This window comes from Streptomyces rubellomurinus (genome assembly GCF_000961885.1).
Taxonomy (GTDB): Bacteria; Actinomycetota; Actinomycetes; order Streptomycetales; family Streptomycetaceae; genus Kitasatospora; species Kitasatospora rubellomurina.
Window position 1 is genome coordinate 1 of sequence record NZ_JZKH01000014.1, and the last position, 17,025, is coordinate 17,025.

Consider the following 17,025-nt stretch of genomic DNA (forward strand, 5'->3'; position numbering starts at 1 on the left):
TATCAGATGTTTTCCGCTCCGTTTTCCGGGGCTTCGTCATCCAACTCGCCGGTGTCTTCCGGGGCTTGACGCCCCGTCCGACGTTTCAAACTCTAGCCGATCCCCGCTCCGAAAAGCGAATCCAGCAGAGTCCGACCGCAACCCGATAAAACGCGCACGCCGAATACGCACCGAGCCGCACCTGCACATGACAGGACCGGCCCGGTGCGAACCGGACGTGATGTCTCAAAGGATTGGCCGCCCCGGGACCGTCCGCGCAGATGCGTGTCCGGTGCTCCCAGCCGAGCGACTGGGAGACAGTACTCCTCCGCCACGCTCAAAACAAAATGCGCAGGCCGCCCCGGGTGGGTCAGCCGAGCGAGGCGAGGATCGGTGCCCAGGTGGCTCCGGTGAGGGCGGCCACCGCCTGCTGGTCGGAGAGCGGCGGGCCCGAACGGGTCGGCTTCGGCACCTCGCTTCCGCTACCGCCGCCGGTGCTGTTCCACTGCACCATCTGGAGCTGAGCGCCGGTCGACTTCAGGGTCACCGTCACCGTCCAGCGGTGGGCGGTGTCCGGGCCGGCCGGGTGGCCGGCCGCGGTCTGTTCCGTCATCACCAGGGCCCCGCCGGGGAGCGCGGCGCTGCTCGGCAGCTCGCTCACCTTGCAGGTGTCGCCCGCGGCGCGGGGCCTCGCACTGCAGCTCAGCCCCTCGCCGTCCTCCAGCGGCAGCTTGAGCCGCTGCGCCGAGACGCCGACGTAGGCGGCGCCGTGGCCGTCGTCGAGGACCAGTCCGCCGTTGGCGACGTAGCCGCCGGACGGGTCCGAGGGGTTGTTGCTCTGCCCGGTCTCCTGGCTGAACCGGCCGCCGGGGAACGTGGCCTCCACGGCCTGGATCATCTGGGCGTCGGTGATCGTGGTGCGGGGCGCCGCCATCGGCATCTCCCGCTCTCCCGCGGAGTGGCTGCCGGCGAGCGCGGCGGGGAGCACCAGGCCGGCCACCGCGAGCACGGCGCAGCAGGCGCCGGCTCCGGCGAGGACGGCGGCGGTGCGGCGGCGCCGGCGGCTGCGGCCGCGTTCGACGGCGCCGTTCAGGAAGGTGCCGAGCTCGGGTTCGAGGGCGTCGGTCGTGCGGTCGAGGGCGTGGGCGAGGTCTGTTTCGAACGACATGGTGGGGTCACCTGTTCTGTTCTGTTCTGTCGCGGGTGAGGGCTCGGGGCGGTGTCGGCCTGCGCGGACGGGGTGCTCAGTGCGGGATCAGGTCGGACAGGCTGTCGCCGAGCAGCGCGCGGGCCCTGCCGAGTGCGCGGGTGCTCTGGGAGCGGACCGCGCTGCTGGTCATCCGGAGCATCTGGGCGGTCTCCTCGATGCTGCGGTCCTCCCAGTAGCGCAGCAGCAGCACCGCCCGGTCGCGGGGCGGGAGTTGGCCGAGCGCGTCCAGCAGGGTGAGGCGCAGCGCGGTGTCCGGGCCGGTGGCCGCGTTGTCGGGCAGGGTCCCGGTGGGGCGTTCGGTGCTGCTGCGGCGGCGGCGCAGGCTGAGGAAGGTGCGGACCAGCACCGTCTGGGCGTAGGCCGCCGGGTTGTCCGCGCGGACCACGCGCTTCCAGTGGACGTACACCCGGCTGAGGGTCTCCTGGACGAGGTCCTCGGCGAGGTGGGCGTCGCCGGCGGCGAGGACGTACGCCGAGCGGTACAGCGCCTTGGCCCTCGCGGCCACGAAGGCCAGGTACTCGTCCTCCTGTGCTGACTTCACTCGGTGCCCGCCCGTTCCCTGGTGGTGTGATCTTCGTGCATACCCCTGATGACTACGTGGGGCGCCGGGATGTCGTGCGGGGCTGGGCACTTTTTTCTCCGGAACTCATTTCTCCGGAAACCCCTTGTCCGGGAACCCCGTCTCCGGGAACGGCAATGCTCCCCCCGGCCGGGGCCGGGGGGAGCTGCCGCGCGCGGGTCGGCCGAGGACGGCCGAGGTCGGCCGGGCTCAGCCGAGGACGGCCGAGGTCGGCCGGGCTCAGCCGAGGACGGCCGGGTCCTCGGCGAGGTCGGCGAGCAGGGCGTCGAGCTTCGCCCGGTCGACGGAGGGCATCACGAAGACGTGCACGTAGCTGCGGCGGGTGGACTCGTCGCCGGGGACGAGCAGGACGTCCTGCGAGGACAGCGACCACTTCGCCACCAGGTCGGCGCTCGGCTTGCGGAACCGTACGGTGACGGCGCCCGGGGTGCGGGCCGGCCAGAGCTCGACGCCGAGCTCCTGTTCCATGGCCAGCAGGCGGCGCTCCAGGTAGGCGGCGAGCTCCTGGGCGGTGCGGATCCGGTCGACCTGGTCCTGGTAGGAGTGGCGGGACAGGTGGTCCCAGAGGATCAGCGGGGAGAAGCCGTTGCGGGAGCCGGCGAAGGTGGTGTCGGGCGCGCCTATGTAGTCCGGCTGGGACGGCGGCGAGATCTGGTACTTCACCTTCGTCATGTAGATGCCGCACGGCCACGGCGCGCCGGCCCACTTGTGGCCGCTCATGGCGATCGAGGAGACCATGTCGACCTCGCCGTGCTCGGCGGTGGGCAGGGCGAGTCCGAAGTCGAACTCCGGCAGCCCGGTCTCCGGCGCCCAGCCGTACGCCGGGTCCTCGGCGGCCATCCGCAGGAACGGCGCGTAGCCGGCGCCGAGCGCGCCGTCGACGTGGATCCAGAAGCCGCGGCGCACGTCGACCAGCGGCTGCCCGCTGTCCGGGCAGGTCCCGTAGACCACCTCGCGGCGCACCAGGCCGTACCGCTCGAAGATCGGCAGCAGGCGCTCGCAGACCGTCCGGACGTCGTCGTGGGCGCCCTTGAAGGTGCTGCCGAGGTTGAGGTTGACGAAGACCGGGTGCCCCTTGGCGGCGAAGAACTCGACGAGGACGGCGAGCGCGTCGACGTCGATCTCGCCGGGGCCGTCCCAGGAGTACCCGGACGGGCCGGGGCGGGAGGGCACCTCGGCGGGCCATTCGCGGCGCCCGGTGGCCGGGTCGGTCAGCGGGCACTCGTCCGGGTACAGCTCCAGGCCGACGGCGTGGAAGGTCTCGACGGCCAGCACCCGGACGGCCTTGGCGAAGGAGTAGTGGGTGTCCTCGGAGTAGAACGCGACCGGGCGGTGGGCGTTCGGGTTGTGCCGGTCGGGCTCGGCCTGGACGTAGCGGACCTCGTCGCGGGCGGCGGTCGGCGGGTGGATCAGGGCCTTGCCGCTGAGGTAGTCGCGGGCGTTCCAGAGCGCGTACATGTTGCCCTCGGTGGAGCCCATGGACAGCATGTAGCCCCAGTACGACTCGGGGTCGGCCGGGTCGTGCGGGCGCTTCGCGTGCCACAGCCGCGCGTAGTAGTCGAGGACGGCGCGCTCGATGACCTTGGTGTTCGGCTTGTAGCCGCCGCTCTGGAACGGGTCGCCGAGGTTGTTGATGTTGTTCGGCATGAACCGGGCGAGGTCCAGCGCGGTGCCCTGCATGTCCTGGGTGGCCTGGTAGCCGACCAGGTGCTTGCGCTTGCGGGTCAGGTACTCGTCCACGGTGTCCAGCGCGCGCAGCCGCCGGGTGTCGTCCAGGCCGGTCGCGGGGAGCACGAACGCGTCGCCGTCCAGCTCCGGGCCCGGGTCGACGCAGGTCGCGGTCGCGGGTGCGGGCACGGCGAAGGTGGCGGTCGGGCTCATGGGCGGGGCACTCCGGGCGTGGTGGGGGGTCGGGGGGCGTTCGCCGCCCGCGCCCAGGATGGAACTTTCCGGCGGTTTCCGGAAGCTCGGCCGAAGAAGATTCGGTCGAAGCCCGAACGAGCTTGCTCATCGACGGAATCGGCTGGGATCCTGGCGGGCATGCCGAACAATCCGCAGCAGCGGCGGACCCCCATCGACGACACCGACCGGGCGATCGTCCGCGCCCTGACCGACAACGCCCGGCTGCCGAACAACGCCCTCGCCGAGGCGGTGGGCATCGCCCCGTCCACCTGCCTGGCCCGGGTGCGTGCCCTCCAGGAGCGCGGCATCATCCGCGGCTACCGCGCCGAGGTCGACCCGGCGGCCATCGGCCTGCCGCTGCAGGCGATGATCTCGGTCCGGCTGCGCGCCCACACCCGCGAGCAGAACGAGAGCTTCCGCACCACCGCACCCGATCTGCCCGGCGTCCTGGCCGTCTTCCACATGGCCGGCTCGGACGACTACCTCCTGCACGTCGGCGTCGCCGGCCCGGAGGCGCTGCGCGACTTCGTCGTCGACCACCTCACCACCCACCCGGCGGTGGCCCAGACCCGCACCAACCTGATCTTCGAGCAGATACCGGGCCGCCGTTACCTGGGGCCGGTCTGACCCGCGCGGACCACCCCGGGCGCGGTGCTGTCCGCTGCGCTCCGTCCGGTGGCCGTCAGGTCGGGAGCTCGGTGTGGTCGGTGAAGGGGTGGCCGCAGATGTCCCGCCGGCAGATCGCGTGCGGGCCCGAGCCGCCGGAGAACGCGGGGCAGCCGTCGTCGCGGCGGCAGTGGGTGTCCGGCGGGGGCTGGTGATGGATCTTGTGCGATTCGCCCCACGTGTGGCCGCATCCCGGTTGCACGCACACGTCGTCCTCGGCACCGCTGGTCCCGCCGTTCGCGCTGCGGTAGCCGGGGCAGCCGTCGTCCAGCCGGCAGGCCGGTCCCAGTCCGTGGAAGCCCTCGCCGTGTCCGCACCCGGTCTGCCCGCACGGGCCTGTGGTCGGCGCGCCGAGGGCGGGCTCGTACGGCGGGGGCGGGACGTAGCCGGGGCAGTGGTCGATGTTGCAGGGGGCGCCGGGCGACGGCGGCGGGTAGTTCGTGCGCTTGACCAGAATGGTGAGCTGCGCCTGGTGCCGCCCGTCGTTGGCCTGGACGGTGTGGGTGACGGTGGTATCGGCGTCGGCGCCGTTGTGGTGGACGCCGAAGACGATCTGGTCGACTCCGTGCGTGTCGAGCAGTGGGTGGTGGTCCGGATCGGTCCGGGCGGGCAGGGCCGCCATCACGGCGGGGCTGTCTGGGCCCCCGATGGACTCCCCGGCCTTCTCGTCGAACACGAGCGGGGCGGTGCCGAGGTTGCGCACCGTCACCGCGTGGGTCGTGAACAGGCCCGGCAGGAAGACGTGGAGTTCGTTCGGGTCGCCCGCCGCGGTGAAGTTCCCCGGGGTGGCGCCCCACACCATCCAGGGCTGCAGGGTCTGGTCGGGGTCGGTGGAACTGATCGCCACGAAGTGCAGGGTCTGCGGGTCGTTGTTGGTGAGGCGCAGCTGCCAGGGGCCATTGGTCTCCGCGATGGCGAAGAGGTGGACGAGGTAGACGTCGTTGTTCCCCCGCACGCACGTGCCCTGCGCCGCGACGACGCCGTCCGTCCCGATGACGGGTACGGCGGTGGTGCCCTCCCCCAGCGGCGTCACCGTCAGCGGGGTCAGCCCGCCCTGCCCCGAACGGACCTCGACGGTGGGCGCCTTCCCGCCGAGCGCCTGGTTGTCCCGCCACAGCGCGATGACGCGCAGGTAGGTCTCGCCGATCTCGATCGGCACCAGGTCGGAGAACGGGAACTCGTCGCTGACCTGTTGGAACGCGAGCTCGACCACCTGCGAGCCGAACGGAAAGTCGAATCCCATGGCGACCTCCTGGTGCGCTCTGGGTGTCGGTCGGATGCGGGATCAGGGCGGGATCAGGTCAGGCGGACGGTCTCGGCGTACACCAGCCGGGTGCCCTGGCGTCCGGGGCCCGGGTCCTGCGCGGGGTAGTTCTCGACCTCGGTGACGAGGACCCGCAGCGGACGGGTCTCCCCGGCCGGGATGCTCAGCTGGAGCTGCGCCCCCAGGGCACCGCTGGTGGCCGCGACGGTCGTCCAGCCGGAGGAGCCGATGACCGCGTCGTCGCCGAGCGCCGCGGTCGCGGCGCTGGTGGCGGCCTGCAGCTCGACGCGGACCGTGTTGGCCTCCGGACCGTCCGGGCCCTTGCCGCCGAGGACCGCCGTGATCCCGGCCGCCGCCTGTGTGACGACCAGGTCCCGGGGCGGGAACAGCTGCAGCGGTTCGGTTTCCACCGGCGCCGACAGGTGGGGCACGTCCACGGCCGTGTGCTCCTGGTAGCGGCAGAGCGACAGGCGCACGAACGGGCGGTACGACGTCGCGGCCAGGGGTGACAGGTCGATGTCGGCGAGCCAGCAGTTCGGCTCCGCGTCGAAGGTCACCGGGTGGAGCACGGCGGTGACCCCTCCCCCGGCCTCGTCGAGCACCTCCGGCACCGCGCCGAGGGCCGCCACGACCTGATCCGCGCGCAGCGGGCTCTTCGGCGCGTCGGTGGTCCAGATCGGGTCCTTCCCGGTGAGGCTGACGTGGTCCGGCTCGGAGCCGGCCGAGACGATCACGGCCAGCCGTTCGTCCGTCCCGGAGGCGAACCAGGGGCGTTCCAGGAACACCCGCAGCCCGCCGCCGCGCGTGGAGCGGTGGACCCCGCCACTGCTGCTGCGCGACCAGGCGAACGCGGGCACCGTGTACCGCGGCCGGGGCGCGGGCGGCCGTGCCGAGCAGGGCACGTCGGTGGTCCCGGGCAGCGTGACCCGTACCGTGCAGGCCTCGGGGTCGACGGCGGTGAGCCTGCCGAAGAAGTCGTGGAACCGCGAGATCGCGGTGACGGTGTAGGTGACCTGCCGGCGGCGGGTGTCGCCGAAGGTGTGCACGATCGTGGGCAGGGCCAGATCCGGCCTGGTGTAGGCCACGTCGTAGGAGCCGACGTGGGTGGCGAAGGCCGCGGCGGCCGGGGCGGACGGCGGATCGGTGATGACGTCCTCGAAGTCCGACCACTCGGCGTGCACGTCGATGCGCCCGGTGCTCGCGACGTCCAGGACCAGGTCGGTGATCCGCAGGATCGCGTCGGTGTCGCCGGTCTGGCGGCTGGCCACGAAGCGGCCGCCCGGGTCGACCAGGGGCCGCTGCACCGCGTGCACGACGGTGATGGTGTGCGGCGGGGTCACGGTGCGGATGTGGCCGTGGTAGACGAGCTGGTTGGTGGTCTTCGTCGAATCGGCCGGATCCGCGCCGGCCCAGATCGCGACCCCGTGGTTGGGAACGTCGGCGAGGCCCGGGCAGGACACGAGGTCCAGCGTCGCCTGCTCGGCCGGCCCCAGTTCGACGGTCATGACGCGTGGTGCCCCCGTGTCCGGAATGCTCGCCGTGCATCCGGCGGGGCCGGCGACGAGTCGCAGGCCGACCGGCGGGTAGTCCGGCCACTTCCCCCAGCGGTGCTGCAGGTGCAGGTGGTCGGCGCCGTCGAACCCCGTCGTGGTGCCCTCCGTTCCGGTGACCGGGTCGACGGGGCGCGAGCGCACCCCCACGGCGAACAGCGGGGCTCCCGGATCCGGCAGCCACGGCAGGTCGACGCCGGTCGCGGGCACGACCTGGTAGGAGCCGGCCCCTTCGTCGTGGGGCTGCGCGCCGGGGATGTCGGTCACGTCACGGTCGGCGCGGACGGCGGTGGTGAACGCCGAATCGATCGGCGGCACGGCCGCGGCGCCCACCGCCGAGTCGAACACCCCGTGCTGGAGGGCCAGTTCGAGCGGGGCCTTCGGCGCGAACAGGTACCGCAGGTCATCCGCCGGGTACCCGTGTGCGGCGGCGTAGTCGGCGGCCGAGGTCCCGCGATCGCTGCGGACGACCAGCCGGCTTGGCCCTTCGCCGTCGACGTACGGCCGGGTGGGCAGGAGCTCGGGTGCGGGGACGGGGTCGAAACGGCGGTGCGGGAACGACGCGCTGTGCTGCTCGTCGGCATCGGGCTCCCCCGGTCGCAGCCCGCCTCCGGCGAGATCGGCCAGGCGGGCTCGCAGCTGGTAGTGCCGGCCGAACCGCAGCCGGGGCAGGGACCCCGGTTCGTGGCCGAGCACCATCGTGAAGGGCAGGTCGGGGGTGTCGACCGGCTCCGCGATGCGGTCCGGCCGCGGGGCCACCGCGCTCCACCCGTCCCAGCGGGCCACGGTCTGGTGCACGTAGACGGCGCTGTCCGCGCCGGCGCCGGTGGTCACCGAATCGACCCGGACGCAGCCTTCTTCGAGCAGCCCGTCGGCACCGCCGAGTTGGAGGCCGCCGACGCCGTACCGCACTCGGCGCTGACACAGCGACCGCCAGGTCCGGGTGCGGTCGTCCCAGACGTCGAGGCGGTATCCCGCGACGAGGTTGTCGGCGGTCAGCGGCGAGCCCAACAGGCCCTCCCTGGTCGCGCGGTCCTGGGCGCGCCGCAGTCGGTTGTCGTGCTCCTGCTCGCGGTCGGTGTCGAGCAGGGCGACTCCGGCCGACCGCAGGGCGGGCAGCCCGGTGTCGTCGGCGTGGTCCGAGGCGGGCCCGCCGTCGCCGGACGCGGCGATGCCGACCATGCGCAGCGCCGCCCCGTCGACGTCGAAGGGCATGATCTCGAACCGGCCGTTGGCGCCGTCCCCCGCCGGGGCCGCACCTGGGGCGGCGCCCGGAGCGGCGCCCAAAGCCGCGCCCGCCAGGGCGAGCATGCCCAGCGCGAACGGGGCGGCCTGCGGCCCGGAGCCTGCGGCGGGCACGAAGCGGGTGCCGGACAGGGTGTAGGCGGTGGTGGGTGACAGGTCGTCCTGCGCGGCGCCGGCCCAGCCGGCCGTGGGCTCGGACCCGGGCCACCGGGGCGTCACCCGCAGGGTGGCCGGGGCGGTGGACGGGGCGAGCGCGGCCACCGGGACCCCGAGGTCGACGATCAGCCCGAGCGCCCGCAGCAGCATCGGGTGGTCGGCGAGTCTGGCGACGATGTCGTGGAATTCGGGCTGCTCCGGGGCGCCGGGCGGGGCCGCCGCCGCGCTGTCCGGACGCCGGTAGAAGTCGTAGGCCCGGCGCAGCGGCGACGGCTCCGTACCGGCGTCGGTGTCGGACGGTCGCAGGCCGCTCTGCCAGCCCTCGTTGACGGTGCGCAGCGTGGCCCGCAGCGCCTCGGGATCGGTCTGGTGCGCCGCCGCCAGCGCGGAGCCGCTCTGCCCGTAGGCGGCGCTGATCTGCGCGCCGGCCTGGCTGGCGGGCATGTGCACGGCCTGCCGGTCCTGGTAGGAGGCGGGCTGGTAGGGCCGGACGGCCAGGTCGGGCGGGAACAGCGCGCTCCACGCGGACTGCTGCTGCGCGGCCGTGAACAGCGTCGGGTTCCCATCGAGGTCGAGGTGCGGCACGGGCTGCGCCGGCACGACGGTGTCGCCGCGGTTCATCGTGAAGCCGACCGCCGCGAGGGCCTGCGGCCAGGCTTGCAGGCCGAAATCGGAGAGCCGCAGCGGCTGGTCGGCCGGGCCCAGCAGTCGCGGGGTCAGCAGCACCGAGCACAGCGCCAGTTGGCCGCCGTCGACGGTCGCGACGCGGCCGGCCGGAATGACGGTCCACACGAACTGGCGGGTCAGCGAGGTAGCCATGCGGATCACTCCGGTGCGAAGGCCTGGCAGTACGTCTGCCACGGGTAGGACGCCGTGTCCCGGCCGAGAGCCTCCTGCACCGAGAACCCGGGTTCCGGGCCGACCATGAAAGCGACCAGGGCGACGGGGTTGCCCCCGTGCACGGGCGGCGCCGGTTCGGAGCCTCCGAACGACTTGGAGCACCCGATCTCCACCGAGGTCGACCAGAACGTCAGGTCGACGCTGATGACCAGCCGGGCCGACCCCGTCAGCATGTTCGGCACGTAGGTCATCGCGATGGTCAGTTCGACCGACACCGAGACCAGTCCGAGCACCCGGACCATGCCCCCGATCCGGAGGTAGCCGGTGATCTCGACGGCGCTGCCCTACTTGGTGAACGTCACCCCGCCGAACACGTGCACCTCGCCCGAGGCCACCCCGAAGTCCATCGCGGCGCAGGCACCGAACTCGAGCGAACCGACGAACCGTTGGAGCCCGCCGGAGTCGCCGGCCCCGATGGCCAGTTCGAGGTAGCCGCCGCCTCCGAACGCGGAGACCACCACCAGGAAGGGCTGTTCGCGCGATGCGAAGGAGAACTCCACCAGCACCGGCTCGTTGACGAACGACAGGGTGATCGCGGCCTGCAGCCGGATGTTCCGCAAGGTGAAGGCGCCCATCGACAGCGGGCTCGGCACGGCCGCCGCGAACGTCGCCTTGATGGCCTTGTCCGAGACCTCGATCGCCGGGGCGGCGTCGCCCACCTGGGGCAGCGCCTGCTGCAGCTTCTGCACGAAGGCGAGGCTGCCGGTGAGCCGGGCGCCGCCGATCGAGAACGAGGTGGTGGGCAGGGCTCCGGTTTCGGCGTGGAACTTCAGTTCGCGGAAGTCGAGCTCGACCAGGGTGTCCTGCGGCGGGATGCTCAGCGTGAAGTTGCTGACGGTGCCGTCCGTGACCACCGGCGGCGGCCCGCCGTTCGCGGCGGCGGGCTTGGTCGTCACGGTGAGGCCGACCTGGCAGGTGGCGCCCGTGGTCGGGGCGAACGGGCCCGACGGCTGGGTCAGTTCCTGCGCCCAGGTCAGTGTCGCGACGGGATGGTCGCCGCCCGACCACGTGATCGTCGGGCGGCCGTGCTCCGGCGAGATCCGGGAGATGAGCTCGCGGAGCGGGAAGACGCCCAGCAGGTTCGCGTCCGGGGGGAACAGCTCGGCCGGGTCGGTCGGGAGACGATCGGTGATCGGCCCCAGCGTCCGCGAGATCCGGTTGACGTTCATGTTCGGCGCGGCCACCACCCCGGCGCGGGCCGAGCCGAACTTCAACGGGAGCGTGTCGAACTTCAGGAGCACATCGGGGACTTCGGCCCCGGCCGGGGTCTGCACCAGCTCGTCGGACAGCTGGGCGTTCAGGATCCCGTCCGCTCCCAGCAGCTGGCGCACGGCCGGCAGCATCACCTCGAGCCCGGTCACCACGGGGTGGAATCCGGGGCCGTCCGCGACGGGTTTGCCGCCGAAGGTCAGCGACCGTACGTGCTGGACGGCGCCGTCGAAAGCCTCGGTCGGGCTCTTCACCGCGACGGCCATGAACCGCCCGACCGACGCCTGAGGTCGCCCAGCCGCCGCGTCATGGACGGCGCCCGGCCCCTGGGCGTAGACGGCGTCGAGCTGGTCGGACCCGGCACCGGCGTGGAACAGCAGTGGCAACGCCATCTCCACGACGTCCCCGGCGGCCCGGGCATGCACCGAGAACAGCACCGGGGCGCCGCCGCGCGTCGGCCAGAACGTGGTGGTGTCCGCCGGCTGATCCAACCCGTCGACCATCAGCGGGGCCAGCTCGACGTGCTGGAACGGGAATTGGCGCTCCGCGAGGTCGAAGTCGCGGGCCGGCTCGGTGATCACCAGTGACCGCGTCCCGCGCAGCACCGCCACCGGCGCGTCGCCGGACTCGAACCGGCGTTCGTAGGTCTCGACGAAGGATGCCCGGTGGCCGAAGGGGAACAGCACGCCGGTTTCCAGCACGCGGACGTAGAAGTCCCGGCCCATGGCGGCGCGGTGCGTCCAGTCGAGCTCCCCGGCATCCCCGCGCCAGCTGATGGAGCCGCCGAACCACGCCCCGGACGCGCTGAGGATCAGCCGGTCCACCGCCATCGGCTGGCCCGGATGTGCGGCCGCCTGCGCGTCGATCCTGTCGAAGAAGCCGCCCAACGGGGTGCCACCCGCGAAGCCCGCGTCGCCGCCCAGCGGCAGCGTCCGCAGCGGGGACACGGACGCGTACGCACCGCCGTCGGCGACCAGCCGGGTGTGCCACAGTTCCGTGACGCCGCCGGACCCCGTGGCCGGCGCGGCGCGGTGCACGCAGGTGGTGTCCGCCACCAGCCCGAGCAGCACCCGCCACGGAATCTCCAGCGTGCTGCCGTCGGCCGCCGTGCCGGGAACCGGTCGAAGCCGGCCCATCGCCGTGAGGAGACCGCTCCCGGACAGCGGAATCGGCCGGTCGTCCACCGGGAACTCCAGCCTGGAGGGCCCGGCCGGACGGCCTTCGCTCGACGACGACCCGGGCGGCGGCGCCGTTTCGGCGATGTGCTGCGCGGCGAACTCGACGACCAGCCGGCCGCCCGGCCCGGTGGACACCAGCTCGGGCCCGGCCGCTCCCTCCTGTTCGGCCAGACCGACCGCCGTGACGGTCACCCTCACGAGGTCCGGCGGTCGCAGCACCAGAGAGGTCACCGGCTCGGTCATCGCTCATCCACCACCTTCCCGCCGCCCGGCGGCCGTCCCGTCCGCGAAGGTGAGCTCGCGCAGCAGCGCGCGGTCCGTGGGGGTAGCTGGGGCAGGAGGGGCCAGGAGGTCGTGCACCAGGCGCTCGGCAACGCGGAGTCTCACGAGGGCACGCCGCACCCCGAGCAGGAGGAAGGGGGTCGGCGGGGTCGAGCCGGGGCGCGGAACGCGGCCCTCGTGCGGGATCCGGAGGGCACAGACGGGCGACGCTCCGGATCGGATGCTTCGTTCACCCCCACACTACGCCGGTCGGGTGAAAAGCAACACCGTCCGTACTCGCCGCCGCCCTGACCGAGCGTCACCGCTCGCCGCCGCCGGAGCGTGACCGGCGGGGACACGGCCGCCGGGCGGCGGGGTCACGGGGTGGTGGGCCGGTAGCGTCGCGGGGCATGAGGATTCTGGTCACCGGCGGTGCCGGGTTCATCGGGTCGACGGTCGTCCGGGCGCTGGCGGCCGCGGGGCACGAGGTCCGGGTGCTGGACGCGCTGCTGCCCGCCGTGCATCCGTCCGGCGTGATGCCCGTGCTGCCGGACGGCGTGGAGGCGCGGCGCGGTGACGTGCGGGACGCGGCGGTGGTCGGGCGGGCGCTGGAGGGTGTGGACGCGGTCTGCCACCAGGCGGCGATGGTGGGGCTGGGGCTCGACCTCGACGACGCGCCGGACTACGCGGCCTGCAACGACCTCGGCACGGCCGTGCTGCTCGCCGCGATGGCGCGCTCGGGGGTGCGGCGCCTGGTGCTCGCCGGGTCGATGGTGGTCTACGGGGAGGGCCGGTACCGCTGCCCGGCGCACGGGGACGTCGCGCCCGGCCCGCGGCGCCCGGCGGCGCTGGACGCCGGCCGGTTCGAGCCGCCGTGCCCGCACTGCGGGGCCGAGCTGGGCCCCGGGCTGGTGGCGGAGGACGCGCCGGCCGACCCGCGCAACGTGTACGCGGCCACCAAGCTGGCCCAGGAGCACCTGGCCGCCGCCTGGGCCCGCGCCTGCGGCGGCCGCGTCCTGACGCTGCGCTACCACAACGTCTACGGGCCGGGCATGCCGCGCGACACCCCGTACGCCGGGGTCGCCTCGCTGTTCCGCTCGGCCCTGGCCCGCGGCGAGGCGCCCCGGGTGTTCGAGGACGGCGGGCAGCGCCGGGACTTCGTCCACGTCCGGGACGTCGCCGACGCCAACCTCGCCGCCCTCGCGGCGGTCGGCGACCGGCCGCCGGGCAGTGCCCGGGCCTACAACGTGGGCAGCGGCGAGGTCCGGACGGTCGGGGCAATGGCCGAGGCGCTGGCCGCCGCCCACGGCGGGCCGGCGCCGGTGGTGACCGGCGAGTACCGGCTCGGCGACGTCCGGCACGTCACGGCGGACTCGTCCCGGCTGCGCGCCGAGCTCGGCTGGCGGCCGCGGGTGTCCTTCGCGGACGGCATGGTGGAGTTCGCGGCCGCGCCGCAGCGCGCCTGACGGCGAGTGCGGGAGGATCCCCCGAACGGCCCCACCCGGGCGGCCGCGGCACCCCCGCACGGGCGCGGTTCGGCCCCCTCGGCACCGGCCACCGTTAGCGTGACCGCCGTGACTCCTCCCCCTCCTCCCCCGTGGGCCGTCGACGTCGTGCTGCCCTGCCTCGACGAGGCCGCCGCACTGCCCTGGGTGCTCGCGCGGATCCCGGACGGCTGGCGGGCGATCGTCGTGGACAACGGCTCCCGGGACGGCTCCGCCGAGCTCGCCCGCTCCCTCGGCGCGACCGTGGTCGAGGAACCCCGGCGCGGCTTCGGCGCCGCCTGCCACGCCGGGCTGCGCGCCGCCACCGCCGACCTGGTCTGCTTCCTGGACTGCGACGGCTCGCTCGACCCCGCCCAACTCCCCCGGGTCACCGGCCCGGTGCTGGCCGGCGCCGCCGACCTGGTGCTCGGCCGGCGCCGACCGGCCACCGCCGGCGCCTGGCCCCCGCACGCCCGCCTCGCCAACGCCCTGCTCGCCCGCCGGCTGCGGGCCCGCACCGGCGCGCCGCTGCACGACCTCGGCCCGATGCGCGCCGCCCGCCGCGAACGGCTGCTGGCCCTGGGCCTCGGCGACCGGCGCTCCGGCTACCCGCTGGAGATGGTGCTCGCGGCCTCCGCCGCCGGGCTGCGGATCGCCGAGACCCCGGTGGACTACCTGCCGCGCGCGGGACGGTCCAAGGTCACCGGCACCGTGCGCGGCACCCGCCAGGCCGTCCGCGACATGCGGGCGGTGCTGGCCGCGCCGCCGCCCACCCTGCTGGTGATCGCCAAGGCGCCCGCCCCCGGCCGGGTGAAGACCCGCCTCACCCCGCCCTGCACCCCGGACCAGGCGGCGGACCTCGCCGGGGCCGCGCTCGCCGACACCCTGCACACCCTGGGCGCGATGCCCGCCGGGCGGCGCCTGCTGGTCCTGGACGGCGTTCCCGGCCGCTGGCTGCCGCCGGGCTGGGAGGTCGTCCCGCAGGGCGGCGGCGGCCTCGACCGGCGGCTGGCCGCCGCCTTCGCCGACGCCGCCCGGTTGGCCCCGCGGGCCCCCGCGCTGCTGGTCGGCATGGACACCCCGCAGCTGGAGGCGGCCGCGCTGGCCGAACCGCTGTCCGCCGCCCGCCGCCCGGGCGTGGACGCCTGGTACGGCCCGGCGGCCGACGGCGGGTTCTGGGCGCTCGGCCTGGCCCGGCCGAGCGCGGAGCTGGCCGCCCGCCTCCTGCACGGCGTGCCGATGTCCACCCCGGGCACGGGCGCGGCGCTCCTGCGCCGCCTGGCGCAGGCCCGACTGACCGTCCACCACCTGCCCCGGCTCACCGACGTGGACACCATGGAGGACGCCCACCAGGTGGCCGCCGAGGCCCCCGGCAGCCGCTTCGCCGCGCGGCTGCGCGCCCTCGACTCCGCGCCGGAGGTGGCGAGTTGACGGTCGCCGCGGCCTGGGTGGACGACCCCTTCGCCGACGCCGTCCGGACCGGCCGGGGCCCGCTCTGGCTGCGCCGCGAGGACGGCCGGCGGCGGCGCCTGGACATCGAACGCTGGTGCGCGCCGGCGGCCGGCGCCGACCACAGCCTGCTGCTGCGCTGCGCCCGGCTGCGGGCGCCCGTCCTCGACCTCGGCTGCGGCCCCGGCCGGCTGGTGACCGCGCTGCTCGCCCTCGGCGTGCCCGTCCTCGGCGTGGACGTGACCGGGGCGGCCGTCGCCCGCACGGTGGGCCTCGGCGGCCCCGCGCTGTGCCGGTCCGTCTTCGACCGCCTGCCCGCCGAGGGCCGCTGGGGCGCCGCACTCCTCGCCGACGGCAACCTCGGGATCGGCGGCGACCCGGGCGCACTGCTCCGCCGCGGCGCCGAACTCATCGCCCCGGACGGACAGTTGCTGGTCGAGGTGGAGCCACGGGAGGTCGAGGAGCGCGCCCTCGTCCGGGTGGAGGGGCCGGACGGCCGGCTCGGCCCGGCCTTCCCCTGGGCCCGGCTGGGCACCGCCGCCGCCCTGCGGCGGGCCCGCGCCGCGGGTCTCGTCGAGGCGGAACGCTGGACCTCGTACGGCCGCCGCTTCCTCGCGCTGCGCAAGGCCTGAGCCGCCGGTCCGCGTGCGGGCGGGCCGGCGGCCCGGCCGCTACTCCGGCTCCGCGGCCCGCCAGTGCGGGTGCTCGCGCTCGGCCCACCGCCGTTCGACCAGCCCGGTCCGCATGCCCAGCCGCGCCTCGCGGTCCCGCCAGGCCATCCGGACGTGCCCGGCGACGACGACGGCGATGGCGGCGGCCAGCCAGTCGTGCACGAAGGTCGCACCGGTGCGCCAGGACGCCGGGGCGAGGTGGGTGAGCCACATCAGCAGCCCGGTGCCGACGATCACCAGGATCGCGCCGAGCGTCCACTGCGCGTACAGCTTCTGCCCCGCGTTGAACTTGCCGGCCGGCCGGTGCGCGGCCCGGCCGCGGACGGCCCGCAGCCACTGCCGGTCCACCGCGGTGAAGCGGCTCAGCCGAACGAAGTCCGCCCGCAGGTCGCGGAAGGCGAGGCCGAGCAGCAGCGGCACCGGCAGCGCCAGGCCGCACCACACGTGCACGGTGACCACCAGCGGGCGGTTGCCGACCAGTTCGGCGAGCGGCGCGACGTAGAGGCAGGCGGCCGTGGCGAGGCAGACGCCCATCAGTGCGGCGGTCGTGCGGTGCACCCAGCGCTCGGCGCGGGAGAAGCGCAGGACCAGGTCAGCTCGTCGGCGCATCGTCCCTCCCGTTCGACCGGCCGACCCAGGCGTCGACGTCGTAGCCGTTGCGCTCCCAGTAGCCCGGCTCGACCGCGCCAGTGACGGTGATGCCCGAGAGCCACTTCGCCGACTTGTAGAAGTACATCGGCGCGACGTACAGCCGCACCGGCCCGCCGTGGCTGTGCGAGATCGCGTCGTCCCGCATCCGCAGCGCGACCAGCACGTCGTCCCGCCGGGCCTGCTCCAGGGTGAGGCTCTCGGTGTACGCGCCGTCGAAGCAGCTGAAACGGACGGCCTTCGCCCCCGGCCGCACCCCGGCGGCGTCCAGGAGGTGGGCCAGCGGCACGCCCTCGAACGGGGTGTCCGGCACCCGCCAGCCGGTCACGCACTGCACGTCCTTGACCAGCCGCCGCTGCGGCATCGCCCGCAGATCGGCGAGCCGGTGGGTGCCGGGGCGCTCCACCAACCCGTCGACGGTGAGGGTGTAGTCGGCCTCGGTCCGCTCGGGGACGGAGGTCACCACCGAGTAGTAGCGGAAGCCGTTGTTGCCGGGCAGCAGCCCGGACAGGCCGATCGGGTCCCGTTCCGCGAGCGCCGACTCGGCCCGCTGCAGGTACGGCCCGGCGGCCACGCCGGCGGCCCCGAGGCCGAGCAGGCCGAGCACGACCCGGCGCCCGACCGGGGTGCCCCGGCTCTCGTCGTCTGTTCTGTCCACCCGACGATTCGAGCA

14 protein-coding genes and 1 pseudogene are annotated in these 17,025 nt (G+C 74.5%); 5 read left to right on the top strand and 10 right to left on the bottom strand.

Annotation, left to right across the window (positions count from 1 at the left end):
* Window positions 1–349: 349 nt before the first annotated feature.
* The 3 genes from VM95_RS09515 to VM95_RS09525 all read right to left on the bottom strand — a co-directional run bounded on the left by VM95_RS09515 (window position 350) and on the right by VM95_RS09525 (window position 3,650).
* Entirely contained in the window at window positions 350–1,147 is a 798-nt protein-coding gene (locus tag VM95_RS09515; protein ID WP_045694074.1) for a hypothetical protein, read from the bottom strand.
* 76 nt (window positions 1,148–1,223) lie between these two features.
* Window positions 1,224–1,730, bottom strand: a complete 507-nt coding sequence (locus tag VM95_RS09520; protein WP_045694076.1) for a SigE family RNA polymerase sigma factor — start codon at window positions 1,728–1,730, stop codon at window positions 1,224–1,226.
* Window positions 1,731–1,988: 258 nt separating this feature from the next.
* Entirely contained in the window at window positions 1,989–3,650 is a 1,662-nt protein-coding gene (locus VM95_RS09525; protein WP_052707238.1) for a PLP-dependent aminotransferase family protein, read from the bottom strand.
* Between the two features lie 159 nt (window positions 3,651–3,809).
* Here VM95_RS09525 and VM95_RS09530 point away from each other — a divergent pair, with 159 nt between their 5' ends.
* On the top strand, window positions 3,810–4,298 hold the full coding sequence (locus tag VM95_RS09530) for an Lrp/AsnC family transcriptional regulator (RefSeq protein ID WP_045694078.1): 489 nt from the start codon (window positions 3,810–3,812) through the stop codon (window positions 4,296–4,298).
* 55 nt (window positions 4,299–4,353) lie between these two features.
* Here the strand turns inward: VM95_RS09530 and VM95_RS09535 are convergent, their stop codons facing one another.
* From VM95_RS09535 to VM95_RS42330, 5 genes are read right to left on the bottom strand one after another with little or no spacing between them, the layout of a single operon-like run.
* Window positions 4,354–5,580: a hypothetical protein gene (locus VM95_RS09535; protein ID WP_045694080.1), complete on the bottom strand. Its 1,227-nt coding sequence runs from the start codon at window positions 5,578–5,580 to the stop codon at window positions 4,354–4,356.
* Between the two features lie 53 nt (window positions 5,581–5,633).
* Entirely contained in the window at window positions 5,634–9,371 is a 3,738-nt protein-coding gene (locus VM95_RS09540) for a hypothetical protein (protein WP_045694082.1), read from the bottom strand.
* Between the two features lie 5 nt (window positions 9,372–9,376).
* The gene (locus VM95_RS09545) at window positions 9,377–9,694 is read right to left on the bottom strand and encodes a hypothetical protein (protein ID WP_045694085.1); all 318 of its coding nucleotides are present in this window, start codon (window positions 9,692–9,694) and stop codon (window positions 9,377–9,379) included.
* 42 nt (window positions 9,695–9,736) lie between these two features.
* Entirely contained in the window at window positions 9,737–12,082 is a 2,346-nt protein-coding gene (locus VM95_RS09550; protein WP_045694087.1) for a hypothetical protein, read from the bottom strand.
* 3 nt (window positions 12,083–12,085) lie between these two features.
* Complete coding sequence (locus VM95_RS42330; protein WP_157882022.1) at window positions 12,086–12,226, bottom strand: hypothetical protein; 141 nt, start codon at window positions 12,224–12,226, stop codon at window positions 12,086–12,088.
* A 284-nt stretch (window positions 12,227–12,510) separates the two neighbouring features.
* Here VM95_RS42330 and VM95_RS09555 point away from each other — a divergent pair, with 284 nt between their 5' ends.
* From VM95_RS09555 to VM95_RS09565, 4 genes and pseudogenes are all read left to right on the top strand, one after another.
* Entirely contained in the window at window positions 12,511–13,566 is a 1,056-nt protein-coding gene (locus VM95_RS09555; protein ID WP_045694090.1) for an NAD-dependent epimerase/dehydratase family protein, read from the top strand.
* Window positions 13,567–13,665: 99 nt separating this feature from the next.
* Window positions 13,666–14,388 (top strand): annotated as a pseudogene (locus tag VM95_RS43630) (glycosyltransferase family 2 protein); the annotation flags it as partial.
* Window positions 14,389–14,487: 99 nt separating this feature from the next.
* Complete coding sequence (locus VM95_RS43635) at window positions 14,488–15,015, top strand: DUF2064 domain-containing protein (RefSeq protein ID WP_244178702.1); 528 nt, start codon at window positions 14,488–14,490, stop codon at window positions 15,013–15,015.
* The gene (locus VM95_RS09565) at window positions 15,012–15,665 is read left to right on the top strand and encodes a class I SAM-dependent methyltransferase (RefSeq protein WP_045694093.1); all 654 of its coding nucleotides are present in this window, start codon (window positions 15,012–15,014) and stop codon (window positions 15,663–15,665) included. Before VM95_RS43635 ends, VM95_RS09565 begins: the two co-directional genes overlap by 4 nt.
* A gap of 39 nt (window positions 15,666–15,704) precedes the next feature.
* On the opposite strand, the gene VM95_RS09570 is transcribed toward VM95_RS09565, so the two are convergent.
* Together VM95_RS09570 and VM95_RS09575 are read right to left on the bottom strand one after the other, a co-directional pair.
* Entirely contained in the window at window positions 15,705–16,313 is a 609-nt protein-coding gene (locus VM95_RS09570; protein ID WP_045694095.1) for a cytochrome b/b6 domain-containing protein, read from the bottom strand.
* Window positions 16,297–17,010 (bottom strand): molybdopterin-dependent oxidoreductase, encoded by a 714-nt coding sequence (locus VM95_RS09575; RefSeq protein WP_045694097.1) that lies wholly within the window; start codon window positions 17,008–17,010, stop codon window positions 16,297–16,299. The genes VM95_RS09570 and VM95_RS09575 overlap by 17 nt, the downstream gene beginning before the upstream one ends.
* Window positions 17,011–17,025 lie beyond the last annotated feature (15 nt).

Excerpts from the sequence above, each read along its gene's own strand:
- VM95_RS09545 (WP_045694085.1), bottom strand. The coding sequence starts at position 9,694 with ATGGTCCGGGTGCTCGGACTGGTCTCGGTGTCGGTCGAACTGACCATC.
- VM95_RS09540 (WP_045694082.1), bottom strand. The coding sequence starts at position 9,371 with ATGGCTACCTCGCTGACCCGCCAGTTCGTGTGGACCGTCATTCCGGCC.
- VM95_RS09515 (WP_045694074.1), bottom strand. The coding sequence starts at position 1,147 with ATGTCGTTCGAAACAGACCTCGCCCACGCCCTCGACCGCACGACCGAC.
- VM95_RS43635 (WP_244178702.1), top strand. The coding sequence starts at position 14,488 with ATGCCCGCCGGGCGGCGCCTGCTGGTCCTGGACGGCGTTCCCGGCCGC.
- VM95_RS09550 (WP_045694087.1), bottom strand. The coding sequence starts at position 12,082 with ATGACCGAGCCGGTGACCTCTCTGGTGCTGCGACCGCCGGACCTCGTG.
- VM95_RS09525 (WP_052707238.1), bottom strand. The coding sequence starts at position 3,650 with ATGAGCCCGACCGCCACCTTCGCCGTGCCCGCACCCGCGACCGCGACC.
- VM95_RS09535 (WP_045694080.1), bottom strand. The coding sequence starts at position 5,580 with ATGGGATTCGACTTTCCGTTCGGCTCGCAGGTGGTCGAGCTCGCGTTC.
- VM95_RS09570 (WP_045694095.1), bottom strand. The coding sequence starts at position 16,313 with ATGCGCCGACGAGCTGACCTGGTCCTGCGCTTCTCCCGCGCCGAGCGC.
- VM95_RS09530 (WP_045694078.1), top strand. The coding sequence starts at position 3,810 with ATGCCGAACAATCCGCAGCAGCGGCGGACCCCCATCGACGACACCGAC.
- VM95_RS09555 (WP_045694090.1), top strand. The coding sequence starts at position 12,511 with ATGAGGATTCTGGTCACCGGCGGTGCCGGGTTCATCGGGTCGACGGTC.